We start from the raw sequence: 20,680 nt of genomic DNA, 5'->3' as shown, positions 1-20,680 counted from the left end.
CCGTCCAGGAAACAACAAACAGCCTAAGGCCGATTACTCGGACTTGTTGCCGTTCAGCTGCGCACGCAGCAGCGCGCCCAGCTGGGTGGTGCCGCTGGAAGCCGAAGAGGACTGGTATTCCTCCAGCACTTCGCGCATTTCCGCGTCGTCCTTGGCCTTGATCGACAGCTGCAGGGTACGGCCCTTGCGGTCCATGCCCACGAACTTGGCTTCGATCTTGTCGCCGACCTTCAGGTGCTGGGTGGCGTCGTCAACGCGCTCGTTGGCGATGTCGCGGGCCGAGACGTAACCTTCGATGCCGTCAGCCAGCTCGATGATCGCGCCCTTGGCGTCGACTTCCTTCACCACGCCTTCGACCTTGGAGCCCTTCGGATTGGCCGCCATGTACTGGCCAAACGGATCCTGCTCCAGCTGCTTCACGCCCAGGGAGATGCGCTCGCGCTCCGGATCGACAGCCAGGACGACGGCGTCCAGGGTATCGCCCTTCTTGAAGTTGCGAACGACGTCTTCGCCGGTGGTGTTCCAGCTGATGTCGGACAGGTGGACCAGGCCATCGATGCCGCCGTCCAGGCCGATGAAGATGCCGAAGTCGGTGATCGACTTGATCTGGCCCGACACCTTGTCACCCTTCTTGTGGGTGGCAGCGAAGGTTTCCCACGGATTGGCGGCAACCTGCTTCATGCCCAGCGAGATACGGCGACGCTCTTCATCGACGTCCAGCACCATCACTTCGACTTCGTCACCCACCTGCACAACCTTGGACGGGTTGACGTTCTTGTTGGTCCAGTCCATCTCGGAGACGTGCACCAGGCCTTCGACGCCCGGCTCGATCTCAACGAACGCACCGTAATCGGTGACGTTGGAGACCTTGCCGAAGACGCGGCTGTTGGCCGGGTAACGACGGCCGATGTTGTCCCACGGATCCTCGCCCAGCTGCTTCAGGCCCAGCGAAACGCGGTTGCGCTCGCGGTCGAACTTCAGCACGCGGACGTCCAGCTCGTCGCCGACGTTCACGACTTCCGACGGGTGACGCACGCGCTTCCACGCCATGTCGGTGATGTGCAGCAGGCCGTCGATACCGCCCAGGTCCACGAACGCGCCGTAATCGGTCAGGTTCTTGACGACACCCTTCAGGATCGCGCCTTCCTGCAGCTTGTCCATCAGCTGCTCGCGCTCTTCCGAGTGCTCGCTTTCGACGACAGCGCGGCGCGAGACCACGACGTTGTTACGCTTGCGGTCCAGCTTGATGAGCTTGAACTCGAGTTCCTTGCCTTCCAGGTAGGCCGGATCGCGCACCGGGCGCACATCGACCAGGGAACCCGGCAGGAAGGCGCGGACATCCTTGATGTCCACGGTGAAACCACCCTTGACCTTGCCGCTGATGCGGCCGGTGATGGTTTCGTTCTTTTCCAACGCTTCTTCCAGCTCGTCCCACACCATCGCGCGCTTGGCCTTCTCGCGCGACAGGACGGTTTCGCCGAAGCCGTTCTCGATCGAGTCGAGGGCGACCTTGACGATGTCGCCTTCGGCGACGTCGATTTCGCCAGCGTCGTTACGGAACTGTTCGATCGGCACGATGCCTTCGGACTTCAGGCCAGCGTTGATCACCACGACGTCGCCGCGGACTTCAACAACGGTACCGCTGACGATGGCGCCCGGCTTCAGCTTGGCCAGGTTGGCCTGGCTGGCTTCAAACAGTTCGGCAAATGATTCGGTCATTAGATTTACTCTGTTGGACACATGGGTCGGTGGCGTCCCCTTCAGGGTAATGGCGACCGCCCGCCTGTTGGTCGACCCCGGAAACGCAGGTCGTGTGTAGTAGGAAAACCGCCACGCATCATTGCGCGACGGAGCGGGTACAGCATTGCTATGCGCGACCACCGCCGATGCTGCTGGCAGTGCTCCCGCGCGAACGGATCAGGCAGCCGGAACCGGAAGCAGATCCATCACTCGGGCAACGACATCATCGATGCCGATGCCTGTGGTGTCGATGAGGACAGCATCGTCTGCCGGCTTCAGGGGCGCCACGGTACGCTGGGCATCACGGGCGTCGCGGGCCATGATCTCGCGCAGGAGGTCATCAAAGCTAACAGAAACCCCCTTGTCTTTCAACTGCTTATGCCGGCGCTCGGCGCGCTCCTCGGCACTGGCGGTCAGGAAGACCTTGTAGGAGGCGTCCGGGAAGATCACCGTGCCCATGTCACGGCCGTCGGCGACCAGGCCGGGCAGCTCCCTGAATGCGCGCTGGCGCTCCTTCAGGGCGGCCCGGACCTCCGGAATGGCCGCAATCGCCGAGGCCAGCGCGCCGGTGGTCTCCAGGCGCAGCTCGTCGGTGGCGTCGGTGCCATTGACCATGACCCGCATGGCATCGCCCTGCTCGACAAACTGGACGTGGGTGTCGAAGGTGCAGCGGACCAGCGCCGAGGCGTCGGAGGTGTCGATGTCGGCCCAGCTCGCGGCCACGCCCACCGCCCGGTACAGCGCGCCCGAATCCAGGTAATGCCAGCCCATCCTGCGCGCGATGATGCGGCTGATGGTACCCTTGCCGGCCCCGGATGGGCCGTCGATGGTCAGGACGGGAGCGAGTGGATTCATGGGGGTCCCAGAGCGTGTGAAGAGGCCATTCTAGCCCCTGCCAGACGCCCCGCGCGGGATCTTTTGTCCAACCACTTGAAACCATGAGGAAAAGCCCGGTAGAATGGCGGGCTTGAACGAGCGTCAACTGCCGATTGTCTTTCGCATATCGCGGCCACGCTCCACCCGAACAACTACTGTTTACGCCGAGGTATGCCATGAAAGTCCTGTCCTCCCTGAAGTCGGCGAAGGCCCGTCACCGTGACTGCAAGGTCGTGCGTCGTCGTGGCAAGATCTTCGTCATCTGCAAGTCGAACCCGCGTTTCAAGGCGCGTCAGCGCTAAGCCTCACAGCCTCCTGGCTGCGGCGGGCCCTACGCGGGGCCGACCCGATGCAAGAAACCGCCTTCGGGCGGTTTTTTGTTTATGCGGCTTTTTCCTGCCGTTTTTGCTGTAATCGCCTTTCTTGACCACTGGGGAGTAGATCGAGATGAAGCGTTACCTGTCCGCCCTGGCCGTGATGGCCACCCTGGCCGCCGCCACACCGGCACTGGCCGATACCCTGCTTGTCGACCGTGCCCGCGAGAAGCCGGCCGGCGCCCGGCCCGTGCGCGGCCAGAGCATGCAGCAGGTGCAGGCGCAGTTCGGCGCGCCCAGCGAGCAGCTGCAGCCGCGCGGCGGGCAGAAGCGGCAATGGCCGACCATCAACCGCTGGGTGTACCCGCAGTTCACCGTCTACTTCGAGAAGCAGAAGGTGATCGACGTGGTGGCCAACCAGGCGGACCCGAACGAAATCGGCCCGAAACCGCCGATCCGTTGATCCCCTTACCCGCCGTGGGCGGGCCTGTGTAGCGAGACCATGAACCAGACCCTTCGTTTTCCTGCCGAGTGGGAAGCCCAGAGCGGCGTCCTGATTGCCTGGCCCACCGCCGACACCGACTGGGCCGACCGCCTGGGCCAGGTGGAAGAGACCTACATCGCCCTGGTCGCGGCCATCACCCGCTTCCAGCCGGTGCTGATCTGCGTGGCCGACGACGATGTGGAGACCTATGCCGAAATGCGGCTGCGTTCCAACCGCATCGACATGGACAAGGTCCACTTCACCACGGCCGCCTACGACGATACCTGGCTGCGCGACTCCGGCCCGATCACCCTGCGCCGCGCCGACGGCGGTTTCCAGCTGCTGGACTTCCGCTTCACCGGCTGGGGCGGCAAGTTCGACGCCACCCTGGATGACCAGCTGGTGGGCGTACTCGACCAGGCCGGCGTGTTCAACGATGCGCCGGTGCGCAGCATTCCGTTCGCGCTGGAAGGCGGCGGCATCGAGACCGACGGCGAAGGCACCCTGCTGACCACCTGGAAGTGCCTGCACGAACGCCACCCGGACCGTGACCGCGCCAGCCTGAGCGCCGACCTCGCCGACTGGCTGCAGCAGGACCGCGTGCTGTGGCTGGACCACGGCTACCTGGAAGGCGACGACACCGACGCGCACATCGACACCCTCGCCCGCTTCGCCTCGACCGACAGCATCGTCTACCAGGCCTGCGACGACGAGCGCGACTCGCACTACGCCGAACTGCAGGCGATGGGCAACGAACTGGCGGCACTGCGTACCAAGGATGGCCAGCCGTACCGCCTGTTCCCGCTGCCGTGGGCCCGGCCGGTGATCGACGAAGGCCGTCGCCTGGCCGCGTCGTACGCCAACTACCTGATCGTCAACGGCGCGGTACTGATGCCGGCCTATGGCGACCCGGCCGACGACCTGGCCCGCGACGTGCTGGCGCAGGCCTACCCGGGCCGCGAGATCGTGCAGGTGCCCTGCCGCTCGCTGATCTGGCAGAACGGCAGCCTGCACTGCATCACCATGCAGCTGCCGGAAGGGCTGTTGAAGGTCTGAGAAAAGGTCGTGCCGGCCGCTGGCCGGCAATCAGGCAATGCCCGATGGATTGACGGGGATGCCGGCCAGCGGCCGGCACGACCATCACCCATTCAGCGCGCGACACGCCGCCGCCGTCCATCCGCGCTAACATGCAGGTTTTCCCCCGCAGGAACGCCCCGCATGAACTCGCGCAGCCCCCTTACCGTCGCCCTGATCCAGGAGCGCAACCACGGTGACGCCGCCGCCAACCTGGCGGTGATCGAAGCACGCGTGGCCGAGGCGGCTGCGCAGGGTGCCAAGCTGGTGCTGCTGCAGGAACTGCACAACGGTCCGTACTTCTGCCAGCACGAGTCGGTGGATGAGTTCGACCTGGCCGAGCCGATTCCGGGCCCGAGCACCGAGCGCCTGGGCGCGCTGGCGAAGAAGCATGGCGTGGTGCTGGTCGGCTCGCTGTTCGAGCGCCGCGCTGCCGGCCTGTACCACAACACCGCCGTGGTGTTCGAGAAGGACGGCACGCTGCTCGGCAAGTACCGAAAGATGCATATCCCGGACGACCCGGGCTTCTACGAGAAGTTCTACTTCACCCCGGGCGACATCGGCTTCACGCCGATCAATACCTCGGTGGGCCGCCTGGGCGTGCTGGTGTGCTGGGACCAGTGGTACCCGGAAGCAGCGCGGCTGATGGCGCTGGCCGGCGCCGAGCTGCTGCTGTACCCGACCGCGATCGGCTGGGACCCGGACGATGTGCAGGACGAGAAGACCCGCCAGCGCGACGCCTGGGTACTGAGCCACCGCGGCCATGCCGTGGCCAATGGCCTGCCGGTGCTGAGCTGCAACCGCGTCGGCCATGAGGCTTCGCCGCTGGGTGCTTCGGGCATCCAGTTCTGGGGCAACAGCCACGTGCTGGGCCCGCAGGGCGAATTCCTGGCCGAGGCCGGCACCGAGGCCACCGTGCTGCTGTGCGACGTCGACCTGCAGCGCAGCGAGCACGTGCGCCGCATCTGGCCGTTCCTGCGTGATCGCCGCATCGATGCCTACGGCGACCTGCTCAAGCGCTACATCGACTGAGCCGGAGCCCGCGCATGGCCGTCCTCATCCGTGATGCCGGCCCTGCCGACATCAATGCGATCACCGCGATCTACGCGGTGGAAGTGACCGACTTCGTCAACACCTACGAGTACGACATCCCGGACGCGACCGAGATGCTGCGCCGCATGCGCGACATCGTCGATCGCGGCTTCCCCTACCTGGTCGCCGAGATCGATGGCCAGGTGGCCGGCTATGCCTACGCCAACACCTACCGCACCCGCGTGGCCTACCAGTGGACCGTGGAGAACTCGGTCTACGTCGATGCCCGCTTCCAGGGCAAGGGCGTCGGCACCGGCCTGCTGCAGGCGCTGATCGATGCCTGCGTGGCGCGTGGCTACCGGCAGATGGTGGCGGTGATCGGCGAACCGACCAACACCGCTTCAATCAAGCTGCACGAACGCTTCGGCTTCGAGCTGGTGGGCGTGTTCCGTGGCCTCGGCCGCAAGCATGGCCGCTGGCTGGATACCGTGCAGATGCAGCGCGCGCTCGGCGACGGCGCCGACACCGCACCTTCCAATGAATGAACCCATGACCGAAACCCTTCCCGAGACCGGTGACGACCTGTTCGCCGGCCAGCCGGTGCGCGTTGTCGAACGCGACGGCGTGCGTTACACCCTGCTGGGCACCGCCCACGTTTCACGCGCCAGCGTCGAGGCCGTGGAAAAAGCCATCGACAGCGGCCGCTTCGATGCAGTGGCTGTCGAGCTGGACCCGCAGCGCCTGCAGGCGCTGAGCGACCCGGACACGCTGGCCAAGCTTGATCTGGTCGAAGTGATCCGCAAGGGCCGCGTGGCCCTGTTTGCGGCCAACCTGGCGCTGTCCGCCTACCAGCGCCGCCTGGCCGAACAGCTCGACATCGAACCCGGTGCCGAGCTGAAGCGTGCGGTGGAGCTGGCCCGCGAGCGCAACCTGCCGGTGCACCTGATCGACCGCGAGGTCGGCCTGACCTTCCGTCGTGCGTCGCAACGGCTGGGCTTCTTCGGCAAGCTGAAGCTGGTTGCCGGGCTGGGCGCGGGCCTGTTCTCGTCGGAAGAAGTGGGCGAGAACGAGATCGAGAAGCTCAAGCAGGGCGACATGCTGGAGTCGAGCTTTGGTGAGTTCGCCAGCGAGAGCCCGGCGCTGTACGAAACCATCATCGGCGAGCGCGACCGCTACATGGCCACGCGCCTGCGCGAGGAACACACCCCGCAGCAGCTTGAAGTGCTGGCGGTGGTCGGCGCCGGCCATCTTGCGGGTCTCGCGCGCTACCTGGAAACCGACATCGAGGCCCCGGCACCGCTGCGCGCCGAGCTGGAGGCGGTGCCGAAGAAGCGCAACATTCCGTGGTTCACGCTCGGCATCCTGGCCATCGTGGCCACCGGCATCGGCGTGGGCTTCTACCGCGGCGGTCTGGGCGTGGGCACCGAACTGCTGGCGACCTGGGCGATGTACACCGGCGGCCTGGCGGGCCTGGGCTGCCTGCTGGCCGGCGGCCATCCGCTGAGCATCCTCACCGCGATCGCGGTGGCCCCGTTCAAGCCGTTCCGCCTGAGCATCCCGACCGGCGCCTTCTCGGCGCTGGTGGAAGCACGGCTGCGCAAGCCGGCCTACGAAGACTTCCTGAAGCTGCGCGACGATGCGCAGAGCCTGAAGGGCTGGTACCGCAACCGCGTCACCCGCGTGGTGCTGACCTTCATGCTGACCAACATCGGCAGCATGCTCGGCCTGTGGCTGACCACGTTCAAGGTGTGGGGCAAGGTGGCAGGCTGATGGTTCCGCCGGGCATGGCCCGGCGCTACCGGTAGGTGCCAACCTTGGTTGGCACTATGCTTCAGGTCGCGAAGATCAGCCGGGCTTTGCTATGCCTTAACCCCTGCTCGAGCGACGCCGCGATGCAGTGATGGGTAACGCCGCGCCATGCCCGGCAAAAAAAGGGGGAGGCCGCCCCACTACGACCGGCCTCCCCCACACCACAACACGTTGGTGCTGCTTACGGCCGAGCACGCTCGATCACTGCAGCCGGGCAGCGCCCGGCTCTACCCTCTCCAGGCCACGCGCACGGCGGATCAGCCGCGTCACGGCAGTGCGCAGGTCATCGAGCACCGCGTAGATCGTCGGCAGGAACAGCAGGCTGACCACCGTCGAGAACGCCAGGCCGCCGGCAATCGCGCGCGCCATCGGCGAATACTCCGGGCCGTTGCCAAACATCTGCGTATCGGTCAGCGAGATCGGGATCATCGCCAGGATCGCCGTGCCCATCGTCATCATGATCGGGCGCAGGCGTTCGCGTGAGCCTTCCACCAGCGCCTGGGTGCGGCCCATGCCGCTGCGCCGCAGGTTGTTGATGTGCTCGATCATCACGATGCCGTTGTTCACTACCACACCCATCAGCACCAGGATGCCGATGAAGGACATGATCCCGAACGAGGTGCCGGTGATCCAGAACAGCCAGAACACGCCGAAGATCGAGAACAGCACGCCACTCATGATCGCCGCCGGGAACAGCAGCGACTCGAACACCGCCGCCATCACCACATAGATCATCACCAGTGCGATCAGCAGGTTGAACACCATCTGCTGCATGGCTTCGTCGTCGTTGCCGTAGTCGCCGCCGTCAAACGTGAAGCCATAGCCGGCCGGGAAGTTCATCGGCTTGAGCACGGCTTCGATCGCCTTGCGCCCGTCCGGCGCGGTGACCTTCTCGGCCAGGTTGGCCTTGATGGTCAACGTCGTCTGACGGTTGGTACGGCCGATCTGGGTGGCCGATGAACCGACGTCCACGGTGACCAGGCTCAGCAGCGGCACGCTGCGGCCATCGCCGGTGCGCACGCTGAAGCCGGCCAGGTCTTCCGGGCTGCTCTGCTCGGCGCCGGCAAAGCGCACCCACACCGGCACTTCATTGTCACCGCGGCGGAACTCGCGCATTGGGGCACCGCGCAGCGCCAGGCCGACGAAGCTGGCCACCTGTTCGGCGTTGAAGCCGAACGCTGCGGCACGCTCACGGTCGACGCGCACCTTCAGCTCGCCGCCCTTCTCGCCGTTGTCGATGCGCACGTCACGCAGCTCGGCACGCTGCGCCAGCAACGGCACCACTTCCTGGCCAATCTCCTGCAGCATTGAACTGGAGTCGCCCACCAGCTGCACCTGCACGCCCTGGTTGCCGCCACCACCGCCATCGCCCCCCTGGTTGCCGACGAAATAGTCGGTGCGGGCGGACTTCGGCAGGCCCTTGCGCAACTCTTCCTGCAGCGCCTTGATGTCCTTGGCGTACTTCTCGTCCAGGGTGACCACCGTGGAGCTGCCCTCCTGCTCGCTGTACCAGGAGTACACCTGCTTCACGTGCAGGCGCTCGCGGTTCTGGTCGATCCAGTTCTCCACCCGCGCCACTTCCTCGGACATCTGCCGGTAGGTGTAGGCGCCCTTCCACATGTAGCCGATGAAGATGTCCTTGCCGCCCTCGCCCCCGAACATGTCGACCTTGGTCAGCTTCATCGGCACCAGGCTGACCAGTACCACCAGCAGGATGCCGAGCAGGCTCCAGCCGCGGTGGTGCAGCGACCAGTCCAGCAGCCGGGCGTAGCGGCGCTGCAGGCGCGCGATCAGGCCGGTCTGCGAGTGCACCAGCTTGGGCGTGGCCATGCGCGCGGACAGCATCGGGATCAGGCTGACCGCGACCAGCCACGAGGCCAGCAGCGAGACCGAGATGGTGATCGCGATCTGTGCCATGAAGATGCTGATGTTGTTGGTCTCGCCGAACAGGTTCGGCACGAACACGATGCAGTGGCACAACGTGCCGGCGCTGAGTGCGATGGCCACGTTGCGGGTGCCGATGATCGAGGCCAGCCGTGGCTGCCCCGGCATGCGCTCGCGCTCCTGGTAGATGCTCTCGACCACCACCACCGCATTGTCGACCAGCATGCCGACGGCCAGCAGCAGGCCCATCATGGTCAGGATGTTGAGTGTCACCCCGACGAAGTACATGAAGCCCAGGGTGATGGTGAAGCAGATCGGAATAGCCAGGGTCACCATCAGCGTCGACGGCCAGTGGCGCAGGAAGAAGAACAGCACGGTGACCGACAGGATCAGGCCGACCGCACCGGCTTCGGCCAGTTCCAGCAGCGAGGAGGTTACCGCCTTGCCCTGGTTGTCGATCACCTTGATCTGCACGTCGCGCATCGACGGCTGCGCGCGGATCGCCTCGACCTCAGCCAACGCCGCACGCGAGACGTCCACCAGGTTGGCGCTGCGCTCCTTGAAGATGTCCAGGCCGACGGCCGGGTTGCCGTCCAGGCGGCGCCCGTAGTTCATCCGCGCCGGCTTCAGGCGGACGTCGGCGATATCACCCAGGCGCATGCCCTTGGCGTTGATCACCAGGTCGCGCATTTCCTGCAGGTCGGTGATCTCGCCCACCGGCTGCACGCGCACGCGCTGGCCGTTGTCGTCGATCTGCCCGGCCGAGATCGAGAAGTTCAGCGTGCGCAGGCGCTCGCTCAGCTCGTTGATGCTCAACCCATGCGCGTTGAGCCGGTTCGGGTCGATGGCGATCTCCACCTCGTTCGGCGGCGCACCGGTGATATCGACGCGGGCCACGCCCGGGATGCGCTCGATGCGCCGCTTGAACTCACGGTCGAGCATGTCATAGGCAGTGGTGAGATCGGTGGTGCTGGCCAGCCGCACCTTCAGCACGGGCTGGTCGCTGCTGGACCACTTGAACACGTTGTAGCGCTGCAGGTCGTCGGGCAGGTCGCTGCGGATCGCGTCGATACGCTCGCGCGCGTCGGACGCGGCAATGGCGATGTCGCGGTCCCAGTCGCTGAACTCGATGTAGATCAATGCCGCCTCGGACGTCGCCGACGAACGCATCCGCTTGATGCCGGTCATCGTCGCCAGTGACTCCTCGACCGGACGGATGATGGTCCGTTCCACTTCCTCCGGGGTCGAGCCGGTATACGGAATCTGCACGAACAGGAAGGGCGCGGAGATGTCCGGCAGCGCCTCCAGCGGCAGCCGGAACGAAGCGATCAGGCCGATCACCACCAGCGACACGAAGCACATGATGGTGGTGACCGGGCGGCGGATGGAGAACTCGGCAACACTCATGCCGGTTCCTCCACGCCTGCCGCGCCGCCCTCAGCGCCGTGCAGCCCTGCGCCGGCATGCTTGCGGCCGCGCTCGCGATAGTAGGCATCGCCACGACGATCCATCAGGTCGTACACCACCGGGATCACCAGCAGGGTCAACAGGGTCGACACCAGCAGGCCACCGATCACGGTGATCGCCATCGGCGCGCGCACCTCAGCACCCTCGCCCATCGCCACCGCCAGCGGCAGGAAGCCGAACAGCGTGCACAGCGTGGTCATGGTGATCGGCCGCAGGCGCGAGCGCGCACCTTCCACCAGCGCCTCTTGCTTGGCCACACCGGCCTCGCGCAGCTGGTTGACCTTGTCGATCAGGATGATCGCGTTCTTGGTGACCAGGCCGACCAGCAGGATCAGGCCGATGAACACCACCACCGAGATGGGCTTTCCGGTCAGCATCAGCGCCAGGATCGCACCGACCAGCGCCAGCGGGATGGTGAACAGGATCACGAACGGATGCAGCAGCGACTCGAACTGCGAGGCCATCACCAGGTAGACCAGGAAGATCGCCAGGCCGAAGGCGAAGATCAGCGACTTCGCCGCCTGCGCCAGCTCCTCGCCCTGGCCACCGATGTGCAGGCCGACGCCCGCGCCCAGCGGCTGCTCGGACACCATCTGCTGCACTTCGCGCATGGCCGCGCCGAGGTCGATGTCGCGCAGGTTGGCCGACACCACCGCAACCCGCGTCTGGTCGGCACGATGGATCTCGCTGGGGCCGGTGGTGGCGACCACGTCGGCCACCGCGTCCAGAGTCACCGGGCGGGTGCTGCCCGGGTTGACGATCAGCCGACGGATGCTGTCCACGCTGGCGCGGTCACCTTCCTGGGCACGCACCAGCACGTCGATCTTGCGGTCACGGAAGCTGTAGCGGGTGGCGACGTCGCCACGCACCTTCTTCACCACCACGTCGGCGATCTGGCGGGTGGTCAGGCCCAGCGCACCGGCGCGCTCCTGGTCGAAGCGGATCTGGATTTCCGGGAAGCCCTCCTCCACCGTCGACTTCACGTCGGCGTAGTGGGCGTTGCCGCGCAGCATCGCCGCCAGGCGCTGGCCGGCCACTTCCAGGGTCGCCATGTCCTGCCCACGCAGCTCGATTTCCAGCGGCGTGGAGAAGCTGAACAACGCCGGCCGCGCGAAGTCGACCTGCGCGCCCGGATGCTGGCTCATGGTGCCGCGCAGGCGCTCGGTGATTGCCGCCTCGGTCTGGGCATTGCCACCACCGGCCATCACCACGGTCAGCTTGCCGATGTTCTCGCCGCTCTCGGTGGGGCTGGCGTCCAGGCGGGTGCCGCTGCCGCTGACACCGTACAGCGAAGCCACGCCCTCCCCCTTGCCATGCGCCAGTTGCAGCTCACGCACCAGCGCGTCGGTCTGCTTCAGCGGCGTGCCGGCCGGCAGCTTCACGGTCATCTCGAACCGGTCCTGCGCCAGCTGTGGGATCAGGTCGGCGCCGAGCATCGGTACCAGCGCCATGGTCGCCACGAAGATGATCGTGGCCACGCCCAGCACCTTGCCCGGATGTGCCAATGCGCTCGGCAACAGGCGCAGATAGCCGCGCTCGGCACCGGCGTAGGGCTTCATCGCCAGGTCACTGGCCTTGCGCATCACCGGCCCGACCACCGCCACCACGCCACGCCACAGGCGCACCACCAGCCAGGCCAGCGCATAGAAGCCCCAGCGCACGCTGGCGACCACGCCACGGCGACCCAGGGCGACCGGCTTCTGCCAGCGTTTCTGCGGCTGCCACGCTGCGTTCGGTGCCTCTTCCGGGAACGCCAGCGGCGGCCGTCCCTTCAGCGAGCTCAGCATCGGGATCAGGGTCATCGACACCAGCAGCGAGATCGCGATGGCGATCGCCACGGTCAGCGCCTGGTCGCGGAACAGCTGCCCAGCGATGCCATCGACGAACACCAGCGGCAGGAAAACCGCGATGGTGGTCAGGGTCGAGGCGACCACCGCCATGCTCACTTCACGGGTGCCGGCGATCGCCGCCTGCAGGATGCCCAGGCCACGCTCACGGGCCTTGGCGATGCTCTCCAGCACCACGATCGAGTCATCCACCACCAGGCCGGTGGCCAATGCCAGGCCACCCAGCGACATCACGTTCAGGCTCAGCCCGAGCTGGCCCATGAAGAAGAACGTGGCAATGATCGAGACCGGCAAGGACAGGCTGATCACGAACGTGCTCCAGCCATCGCGCAGGAACAGGAAGATGATCAGGATCGCCAGCAGGCCACCGATCACGGCATCCTTCTTGACGTCGGCGATGGCGTGCTCGATGAAGCGCGACTGGTCCTCGATGGTGGTCAGCTCGACGTCCGACGGGAACGTGCCCTTGATCTGCTCCAGCCGCTTGCGCAGCGCTTCGGCGGTGGACACGGTGTTGGCGTCACCTTCCTTGTAGATGGCCAGCTCGACCGCCTCCTTGCCGCCCAGGCGGATGATCGCTTCGCGCTCCTTGTAGCCCTGGCGCACGGTGGCGACGTCCTTCAGGCGCACCGGCACGCCGTTGGCGACGACGCTGGAGCCCGCACCTGACGATGCGCTCTGCGCCGCCGAAGCCGCCGCGATGGCCGCTGCCGAACCGGTCGAGGCAGCAATGTTGAACATCTGCTGCAATGCCGAGTCGGCCGCGCTGCCGTTCGAGCCCTGGGTGGTCACCAGCAGGTTGCGGATCTCCTCCAGGTCGGCGAACTGGTTGACGGTACGCACCAGGAAGCGCTGCGAGCCCTCCTCCAGGCGGCCGCCGGAGATGTTGATGTTCTCGTCTTTCAGGCGCTTGATGACGGTGTCGATCGGCAGGTTCAGCTGCGCCAGCTTCTGCTGGTCGATGTCGACCTGGATCTCGTCCTCCAGTCCACCGCCGACCTTCACTGCCGCCACGCCGGTGACCGGCTCCAGCTTCTTCTTCAGGTCTTCATCGGCATAGCGGCGCAGGCCGGTCAGCTCGCGGACCGCGTCGGCATCGCTGGCCGGCGCGACCTTGTTGGACAGCACCAGGCGCATGATCGGCTCGGTGGACGGATTGAAGCGCAGCAGCACCGGGGCCTTGGCCTCCAGTGGCAGGTTCAGCGCTTCCATCTTGTCGCGCACCTCCAGGCTGGCCTGGTCCATGTTGGTGCCCCAGGCGAATTCCAGCACCACGTCGCTCTGGCCGGTGCGCGAGACCGACTTCAGCTTGCGCAGGTTCTTGACCACGCCGACCGCTTCCTCGACCGGCTGGGTGATCAGGGTTTCGATTTCAGTCGGCGCCGCACCGGTGTATTCGGTGCGCACGGTCAGCGTCGGGTAGCTCAGGTCCGGCAGCAGGTTGACCTTGAGGTTGCCCAGCGCGATCAGGCCGAACAGCAGCAGGGTGACCGTGCACATGGCGATGGTCACGCGGCGGCGGGTGGCAAACTCCACCAGGCCGCCGCGCATGCCGGCGGCGGCGCCGTCGCTCGCCGGCGAGGCACCGTGGTCGTGGCCCGGGGCGGTCATTGCGTGCTCCCGGCCTTGGCTGCCGGCTTGGCGGCCGTTGCGACCGTCTTCGCCTTCGGGTCGGCAATCACCTGCACCGCAGTGCCGTCGCGCAGGGCGACCTTGCCGGCGGTGACCACCTGATCACCGGCCGCCAGGCCATCACGGATCTCCACCCACGGGCCCTCGGCGTAACCCAGTTTGACCGGAACCCGTGCGACCTTGCCTTCGCGCACGCGGAACACCGCCGGCTCACCGTCGTCGAGCAACGCCAGGCGCGGCACCACCAGCGCATCGGCACGCTGGTCGTAGTCGATGCGGATGCGCCCGAACATGCCGGGCTGCAGTGCGTGTGCTGCGCCGTCGAAGGCGCTGACCACGCGAAACGTGCCACTGCCCGAGTCCACCACCGGCGCAATGCGGTCAACGGTGCCGGTGAAGCTCTGCCCCGGCAGCGCGTCGGCCGCCAGGGTCACCGGCTGGCCGGCGCGCAGGGTGGCCAGCTCGCGTTCGGGCACGTTGAGCGTCGCCTCCAGTCGCGAGTTGTCGACGATGCGGAAGATCGGCGTATTGATCTGCACGAAGTTGCCGGTCTTGATCGAGCGCGAGGCGATCACGCCGGAAATCGGTGCGACCACGGTGGTGTAGGACAGTTCCAGCGTCGCCAGGCGGTACTGCGCGCGGACGTTTTCCAGATCGAAACGCAGCTGGTCGACATCGGCGGCGCTGACCATCTGCTGGCCGACCAGCTTCTGTGCGCGCTGGTAGTTGTTTTCCAGCTTGCGCATCTGCGCTTCGCTCTGTGCCACCGCCAGGCGCGCGCGGTCCGGGTCCAGCCGCACCAGCGGCTGGCCGGCGGTGACCCGCTGACCTTCCTCGACCAGCACCGCCAGTGCCACGCCGGAGGTCTTGGCGACCACCTGCGATTCGGCGCGTGGCTCCAGTGCGGCGGTACCGGTGTAACTGGCCGCGACCGCGCGATGGCTGGCCACCGCCACCTCGACCGGGACCGCATCGACCTTCTTTTCCTCCTTGGTCTCGGCGGCCTTGGCTTCAGAATTGGGCCCTGCGGCGCAACCGCCCAGCAGCAGGGAGGTGGAGATCAGCAGTGCGGCAGCGCAGATTCCGCTGCGACGGCCGGACAGGAGGGTTGGGTGCGACATCGTCAGGTCCCTGGAGGATGCGTGGACAGGTGTGGTAGCAAAGTAATGCACCACTTCACGGCAACACCATATCCCAAAGGTCATGGTGCCTTCACGCCGCCGGTCGGCCCGACCCCATTTCAGCTAGATGAAACCTGAGGCTATACTCGGGTCGTTCCGTACCCCACGCCGGAACGACCAGACCCGAATCCCCGGAAACGACACCATGCGCCCGCAGCCGCTCGCCGCTTGTCTCGCTCTGGCCGTCCTCCTGCCCCTTGGGGCCGCCGCACAGCCCGCTCCTGCTCCTGCTCCCGCCACGCCTGCCCCGGCCCCGGCTCCCGCTGCGGCGCCTGCGCCTGCCGCGCCCACCGGCAACTTCGACAATGGGCGCGTCCTGGCCTACACGTGCCAGGGCTGCCATGGCATTACCGGCTACAAGAACGCCTATCCCAGTTACCGGGTGCCGAAGATCGGCGGCCAGACCCAGCAGTACCTGGCCCAGGCCCTGACCGAGTACCGCCAGGGCAAGCGCCGGCATCCGACGATGCAGGCGCAGTCGATGAGTTTCAGCGAACAGGAGATCGCCGATCTCTCTGTTTACCTGTCCACCGTCAAGTAAGGCCCGCCCATGTCGAAAGCCGCGCATCCGATGCGTCACGCCATCGCCCTGTCCGTTGCCCTGCTGCTGGCGGCCTGTTCACAGTCGCAGGTGGAAAACAGCGAGACCTCCGCCGCCGACCCGGGTCATGCCAGCGGCGAGCACGGTTCTTCGTCCTCGGCCGGCCTGCCGACCGGCCGCGAGGCCGCCGGCGAAGCCCGCGCCAAGGTGAAGGGCAAGGCCACCAACCAGAGCTGCATCGACTGCCATGGCGCCGACGGCAACGCACCGATCGACCCGACCTACCCCAAGCTGGGTGGGCAGTACGGTGACTACCTGGCACACGCGCTGCAGGCCTACCGCGCCGGTGATCGCCAGCATGCGCTGATGACACCGCAGGCGAAGGACCTGAGTGATCAGGACATCGCCGATCTGGCGGCGTACTTCGGCAGCCGGCCGAGCCAGCTGCGGGATCTGCACGGGGTCAAATGACCGCCGGCCCCCCCGGTAGGGGCGGACCTCGGTCCGCACGGACCGTTGATTGGTGGGTGCGGACCGTTGGTCCGCACAGATCCGGATATCCACGCATGGCGTGGATCTACTGATTCTCCATCCGATCAATCGGCGCAGCCGCTGGCGCCGGTCAACGCTCAGCCTTCCAGCTCTTCCCAGCGCGCGTAGGCGGCATCCAGCTCGGCCTGCACCTTGGCCAGCTGCTGGGTGTGCGCCGTCACTTCGGCGCTGCTGCGGGTATAGAACGCCGGATCGTTCATCGCCGAGGTCAGCCCTTCGACGTCGCTTTCCAGCTTCTCGATGGTCTTCGGCAACTGTTCCAGTTCGCGCGCTTCCTTGTAGGCCAGCTTGCGCTTGGGCGCGGCGGGAGTCGCAGCCGCCGCCGCAGTCGGTGCAGCGGCCGCCGGCTTGGCGGCCGTAGCCGCCGCAGGCGCCGCCACGCTGGCCGCATAGCGCTGCCAGTCGCTGTAGCCACCGACGTACTCGCCGATCACGCCGTCGCCTTCCATCACCAGCGTGGAGGTCACCACGTTGTCGATGAAGTCACGGTCGTGGCTGACCAGCAGCAGCGTACCGGTGTACTCGCCCAGCAGCTCTTCCAGCAGCTCCAGGGTTTCCACGTCCAGGTCGTTGGTCGGTTCGTCCATCACCAGCAGGTTGGACGGCTGCGCGAACAGCTTGGCCAGCAGCAGGCGGTTGCGCTCGCCACCGGACAGGCGGGTGATCGGCGCACGCGCGCGCTCGGGGGTGAACATGAAGTCCTGCAGGTAGGCATGCACGTGCTTGCGCTTGCCGTTGAACTCGAGGAAATCGCGGCCTTCGGCCACGTTCTCGATCGCGCTCCAGTCTTCGCGCAGCACCGCGCGGTACTGGTCGAAATAGGCGATCTGCAGGTTGGTGCCGGCGTTGACTTCGCCCTTGGCCGGCTGCAGTTCGCCCAGCAGCAGCTTCAGCAGCGTGGTCTTTCCGCTGCCATTGGGGCCGATCAGGCCGATGCGGTCACCGCGCATGATGGTGGTGGTGAAGTCGCGGACCATGGTGCGCTCGCCGAAGGCGAACGAAATGTCCTTGACGTCGATGACCTTCTTGCCGGAGCTGATGCCCTGCGCGGCTTCCATCTTGACGTTGCCGCTGAGATCGCGGCGCTGCGAACGCTCCACGCGCATCGCCTTCAGGCGGCGCACGCGGCCCTCGTCGCGGGTGCGGCGCGCCTTGATGCCCTGCCGGATCCAGACTTCTTCCTGCGCCAGCAGCTTGTCGAAGCGCGCGTTTTCCTGCGCCTGCGCATTGAGCCGTTCCTCGCGGCGGCGCTCGTAGTTGGCCCAGTCGCCGGGCCAGCTGGTGACCTGCCCGCGATCGATCTCGACGATGCGGGTGGCCAGTGCACGCAGGAAGCGGCGGTCGTGGGTGACGAACACTACACTGCCACTCCAGCCCTTCAGGAACGCTTCGAGCCAGTCGATGGCTTCGATGTCCAGGTGGTTGGTCGGTTCGTCCAGCAGCAGCACGTCCGGGCTGGAGACCAGCGCACGGGCCAGCAGCACGCGGCGCTTCATGCCGCCGGACAGGCGGCCGAACTCAGCCTCGCCGTCCAGGTCGAGCTTGGTCAGCGTTTCGCTGACGCGCTGGTCCAGGCCCCATCCGTTGGCGGCGTCGATCTTGGCCTGCACGTTGCCCAGGGCTTCGCCATCGAACACCTCGGCATGGCTGAGGTGGTGGAACTCGGCCAGCCACTGGCCCAGTTCGCCCAGGCCATCGGCAACGACGTCGAACACCGAGCCGGCCGCGCCGTGTGGCACTTCCTGCTCGAGGCGGGTGACGCGCACGCCCTGCTGGACGCGCACTTCGCCGTCATCGGGCTTGTGGTCGCCGGAGAGCAGCTTGAGCAGGGTGGATTTGCCGGCGCCGTTGCGGCCGATCAGGGCGATGCGTTCGCCCGGCTCGATCGACAGTTCGGCCTTTTCCAGCAACAACGGGCCGCCGACGCTGAAGTCGACGTTCTGCAGAGTAATCAGAGGCATCCGGACATTGTACGGGTTGGGGCCCCGGCCGGGTTGCACCCGGCACCCGCGGTAGTGCCGGCCGCTGGCCGGCAACCTCAACGGCAACGTCAAACGCTGGTTTCCTGTGGGACGGCAGGGGTCGGATCCCGTTGGTCGGCAACGGGCTCTGACCCCGTCGTGGAATGCGCGCAGTGTGAGACCGATCCCGGCTACCCCACCTCCCCCAGCAACGCCTGCAACCCCGGCAGCCAGTGCTTGCCTGGGTGGCGTACCAGCCAGAGCGTGCGCTGCAGGGGCGGCAGAGGAGTCTCGAGTACGCGCAGGCGGCCCAGGGCCAGCGGCTCTTCCAGCGCATGGCGCGAGAGACAGGCCAGGCCGAGGCCGGCGATGGCGGCCTGCTTGATCGCTTCGGTGTTGCCCAGCTGCAGGGTCTGCGCGAAGCCGCGCAGGTGCGGCAGCAACGCCTGTTCGACCGCTTCGCGGGTGCCGGAACCCGGTTCGCGCAACAGCCAGCGTGCGCGGCGCAGTTCATCCAGCGACCAGCGTGCGCGGGCATCGGCGGCGGCCACGATCACCAGCGGGTCCTGCTGCCAGGCGGTCACCTGCAGGCCACGCTCGTGGCAGGGGCCTTCGATCAGGCCCGCGTCCACATCCAGGCGCTGCACGGCGGCGACCACCCCGGCACTGTTGTCGATGCGCAGGTCGACCTCTGCCTGCGGGGCGTGCCGCAGCAGCTCGGCGATGCGCGGCGGCAGCAGGTAATTGCCGATGGTGGTGCTGGCGGCCAGTACCAGCCGCAGCGGTGCCCCCTGCGACGGGTCGCCACCGGCGGCCAGCTGCCGCTCCAGATCGGCGGCATTGACCAGCAGGCTGCGCGCCGGCTCCAGCAGTGCGCGGCCATGGCCGTTCAGGGCCAGGCGACGACCGATGCGGTCAAACAGCGGAGTACCGAAATGCGCCTCCAGTTCCTGCAGGGCGGCACTGCTGGCCGATTGCGAGAGCGCGATGGCCTGGCCCGCAGCCGTGGTACTGCCGTGATCGGCGATGGCCACGAAGACTTGGAGCTGGCGCAACGTCAGGCGCATGGCCGTTACCTTCTGGACAGGTAGATTTCACTCATATTATTCGTTTTACAGGTCAACGGCTGGGGCGCACGCTTGCCCCATCACTCCAGCCCTGCCCTGCCATGAACGCCCCCGCTCTCTCCTCCTGGTCCCTGCCCGCCCTGCGCCAACGCTGGCAGCCTCGCCTGCCCGGCCTGCTGCTGGTGGGCCTGGTCGCGGCGGCGTCGCTGTACCTGGCCGAGCTTCCCTGGCTCCAGGCGCATGGCCTGAGCGCGCTGACCGTGGCCATCGTCGCCGGCATCGTGGTCGGCAACACCGTCTACCCGCGGTTGGCACCGGGCAGCGCGGCCGGTGTCGGCTTCTCCAAGCACTGGCTGCTGCGCGCCGGCATCGTGCTGTACGGCCTGCGCCTGACCTTCCAGGACATCGGCCACGTTGGCTTTGGCGGTGTGCTGATGGACGTGCTGGTGGTCGCCAGCACCTTCGGGCTGGCCTGCTGGCTCGGCATGCGTGTGTTCAGGATGGAACGCGAAGCGGCGATGCTGATCGGCGCCGGCAGCGCGATCTGCGGCGCGGCGGCGGTAATGGCCGCCGAGCCGGTGGTGCGCGGCCGCGCGGCGCAGGTCACGGTGGCGGTGTCGACGGTGGTGGTGTTCGGCACGCTGGCAATGTTCCTGTACCCGGCGCTGTATGCGCTGGTGCAGTCGCACGGCTGGCTGACGATGGACGCACGGCAGTACGGCCTGTTCACCGGCGCGACGGTGCATGAAGTGGCACAGGTGGTGGCGGCGGGCCGCGCGGTCAACGAAGCAGCGGCCGACACCGCGGTGATCACCAAGATGGTGCGGGTGATGCTGCTGGCGCCGTTCCTGGTCGCGCTGTCGCTGTGGCTGGCGCGTGGCGGCAAGGCCAGCGCCGACGGCAGCAAAGCGCCCATCGTGGTGCCGTGGTTCGCGTTCGGTTTCGTGGCGGTGGCCGGTCTCAACTCGCTGCATCTGCTGCCGGCCGGCCTGCAGGCCGGGCTGGTGCAGCTGGATACCGTGCTGCTGGCGATGGCGATGGCCGCGCTGGGCCTGACCACCCACGTCTCGGCGCTGCGCCAGGCGGGCCTGAAGCCGCTGCTGCTGGCGCTGATCCTGTTCGCCTGGCTGCTGTTCGGTGGCCTGGCGATCCACCAGGGTGTGCTGGCGGTGCTGGGCTGAGCGGGCGCGTGCCGACCCGGGCCGGCATCGCGCCGGAG

Annotated in this window: 16 protein-coding genes; 9 read left to right on the top strand and 7 right to left on the bottom strand. The window is 67.0% G+C overall.

Annotation, left to right across the window (positions count from 1 at the left end; genetic code table 11):
- Positions 1-33: 33 nt before the first annotated feature.
- Positions 34-1,719, bottom strand: a complete 1,686-nt coding sequence (rpsA, locus tag AC5P9C_RS17585; protein ID WP_005409285.1) for a 30S ribosomal protein S1 — start codon at positions 1,717-1,719, stop codon at positions 34-36.
- Between the two features lie 198 nt (positions 1,720-1,917).
- On the bottom strand, positions 1,918-2,595 hold the full coding sequence (gene cmk, locus AC5P9C_RS17580; protein WP_343542894.1) for a (d)CMP kinase: 678 nt from the start codon (positions 2,593-2,595) through the stop codon (positions 1,918-1,920).
- 197 nt (positions 2,596-2,792) lie between these two features.
- On the opposite strand from cmk, the gene ykgO reads away from it, so the two are divergent.
- The 6 genes from ykgO to AC5P9C_RS17550 all read left to right on the top strand — a co-directional run bounded on the left by ykgO (position 2,793) and on the right by AC5P9C_RS17550 (position 7,290).
- Complete coding sequence (gene ykgO / locus AC5P9C_RS17575; protein WP_005409283.1) at positions 2,793-2,918, top strand: type B 50S ribosomal protein L36; 126 nt, start codon at positions 2,793-2,795, stop codon at positions 2,916-2,918.
- Between the two features lie 175 nt (positions 2,919-3,093).
- Positions 3,094-3,393 (top strand): hypothetical protein, encoded by a 300-nt coding sequence (locus tag AC5P9C_RS17570; protein ID WP_414615141.1) that lies wholly within the window; start codon positions 3,094-3,096, stop codon positions 3,391-3,393.
- Positions 3,394-3,432: 39 nt separating this feature from the next.
- Positions 3,433-4,470 (top strand): agmatine deiminase family protein, encoded by a 1,038-nt coding sequence (locus tag AC5P9C_RS17565; RefSeq protein ID WP_343542897.1) that lies wholly within the window; start codon positions 3,433-3,435, stop codon positions 4,468-4,470.
- Positions 4,471-4,632: 162 nt separating this feature from the next.
- On the top strand, positions 4,633-5,520 hold the full coding sequence (locus AC5P9C_RS17560) for a carbon-nitrogen hydrolase (RefSeq protein ID WP_343542898.1): 888 nt from the start codon (positions 4,633-4,635) through the stop codon (positions 5,518-5,520).
- A 14-nt stretch (positions 5,521-5,534) separates the two neighbouring features.
- Entirely contained in the window at positions 5,535-6,065 is a 531-nt protein-coding gene (locus AC5P9C_RS17555; RefSeq protein WP_057493768.1) for a GNAT family N-acetyltransferase, read from the top strand.
- Between the two features lie 4 nt (positions 6,066-6,069).
- Positions 6,070-7,290 carry a TraB/GumN family protein gene (locus AC5P9C_RS17550; RefSeq protein WP_414615136.1) on the top strand — a complete coding sequence of 407 codons (1,221 nt, stop codon included), beginning with the start codon at positions 6,070-6,072 and terminating at the stop codon, positions 7,288-7,290.
- Between the two features lie 240 nt (positions 7,291-7,530).
- Here the strand turns inward: AC5P9C_RS17550 and AC5P9C_RS17545 are convergent, their stop codons facing one another.
- From AC5P9C_RS17545 to AC5P9C_RS17535, 3 genes are read right to left on the bottom strand one after another with little or no spacing between them, the layout of a single operon-like run.
- Positions 7,531-10,620: an efflux RND transporter permease subunit gene (locus AC5P9C_RS17545; RefSeq protein WP_414615137.1), complete on the bottom strand. Its 3,090-nt coding sequence runs from the start codon at positions 10,618-10,620 to the stop codon at positions 7,531-7,533.
- Complete coding sequence (locus AC5P9C_RS17540) at positions 10,617-14,138, bottom strand: efflux RND transporter permease subunit (protein ID WP_414615138.1); 3,522 nt, start codon at positions 14,136-14,138, stop codon at positions 10,617-10,619. The genes AC5P9C_RS17545 and AC5P9C_RS17540 overlap by 4 nt, the downstream gene beginning before the upstream one ends.
- Positions 14,135-15,280, bottom strand: coding sequence for an efflux RND transporter periplasmic adaptor subunit (locus tag AC5P9C_RS17535; protein WP_064238278.1), 1,146 nt, complete (start codon positions 15,278-15,280; stop codon positions 14,135-14,137). Before AC5P9C_RS17535 ends, AC5P9C_RS17540 begins: the two co-directional genes overlap by 4 nt.
- Before the next feature lie 205 nt (positions 15,281-15,485).
- On the opposite strand from AC5P9C_RS17535, the gene AC5P9C_RS17530 reads away from it, so the two are divergent.
- Together AC5P9C_RS17530 and AC5P9C_RS17525 are read left to right on the top strand one after the other, a co-directional pair.
- The gene (locus AC5P9C_RS17530; RefSeq protein WP_343543305.1) at positions 15,486-15,881 is read left to right on the top strand and encodes a c-type cytochrome; all 396 of its coding nucleotides are present in this window, start codon (positions 15,486-15,488) and stop codon (positions 15,879-15,881) included.
- A 9-nt stretch (positions 15,882-15,890) separates the two neighbouring features.
- Positions 15,891-16,352 carry a c-type cytochrome gene (locus tag AC5P9C_RS17525; protein ID WP_049464462.1) on the top strand — a complete coding sequence of 154 codons (462 nt, stop codon included), beginning with the start codon at positions 15,891-15,893 and terminating at the stop codon, positions 16,350-16,352.
- 158 nt (positions 16,353-16,510) lie between these two features.
- On the opposite strand, the gene abc-f is transcribed toward AC5P9C_RS17525, so the two are convergent.
- Positions 16,511-18,394, bottom strand: a complete 1,884-nt coding sequence (gene abc-f, locus AC5P9C_RS17520; RefSeq protein ID WP_329851029.1) for a ribosomal protection-like ABC-F family protein — start codon at positions 18,392-18,394, stop codon at positions 16,511-16,513.
- Positions 18,395-18,585: 191 nt separating this feature from the next.
- Positions 18,586-19,461, bottom strand: coding sequence for a LysR family transcriptional regulator (locus AC5P9C_RS17515; RefSeq protein ID WP_049464458.1), 876 nt, complete (start codon positions 19,459-19,461; stop codon positions 18,586-18,588).
- A gap of 101 nt (positions 19,462-19,562) precedes the next feature.
- Here AC5P9C_RS17515 and AC5P9C_RS17510 point away from each other — a divergent pair, with 101 nt between their 5' ends.
- Entirely contained in the window at positions 19,563-20,642 is a 1,080-nt protein-coding gene (locus AC5P9C_RS17510; RefSeq protein WP_343543936.1) for a YeiH family protein, read from the top strand.
- Positions 20,643-20,680: the final 38 nt, after the last annotated feature.

The sequence above is a fragment of the Stenotrophomonas sp. YJH_SMC_10 genome, from assembly GCF_059371555.1.
This window is presented reverse-complemented; position numbering and strand designations above follow the sequence as displayed.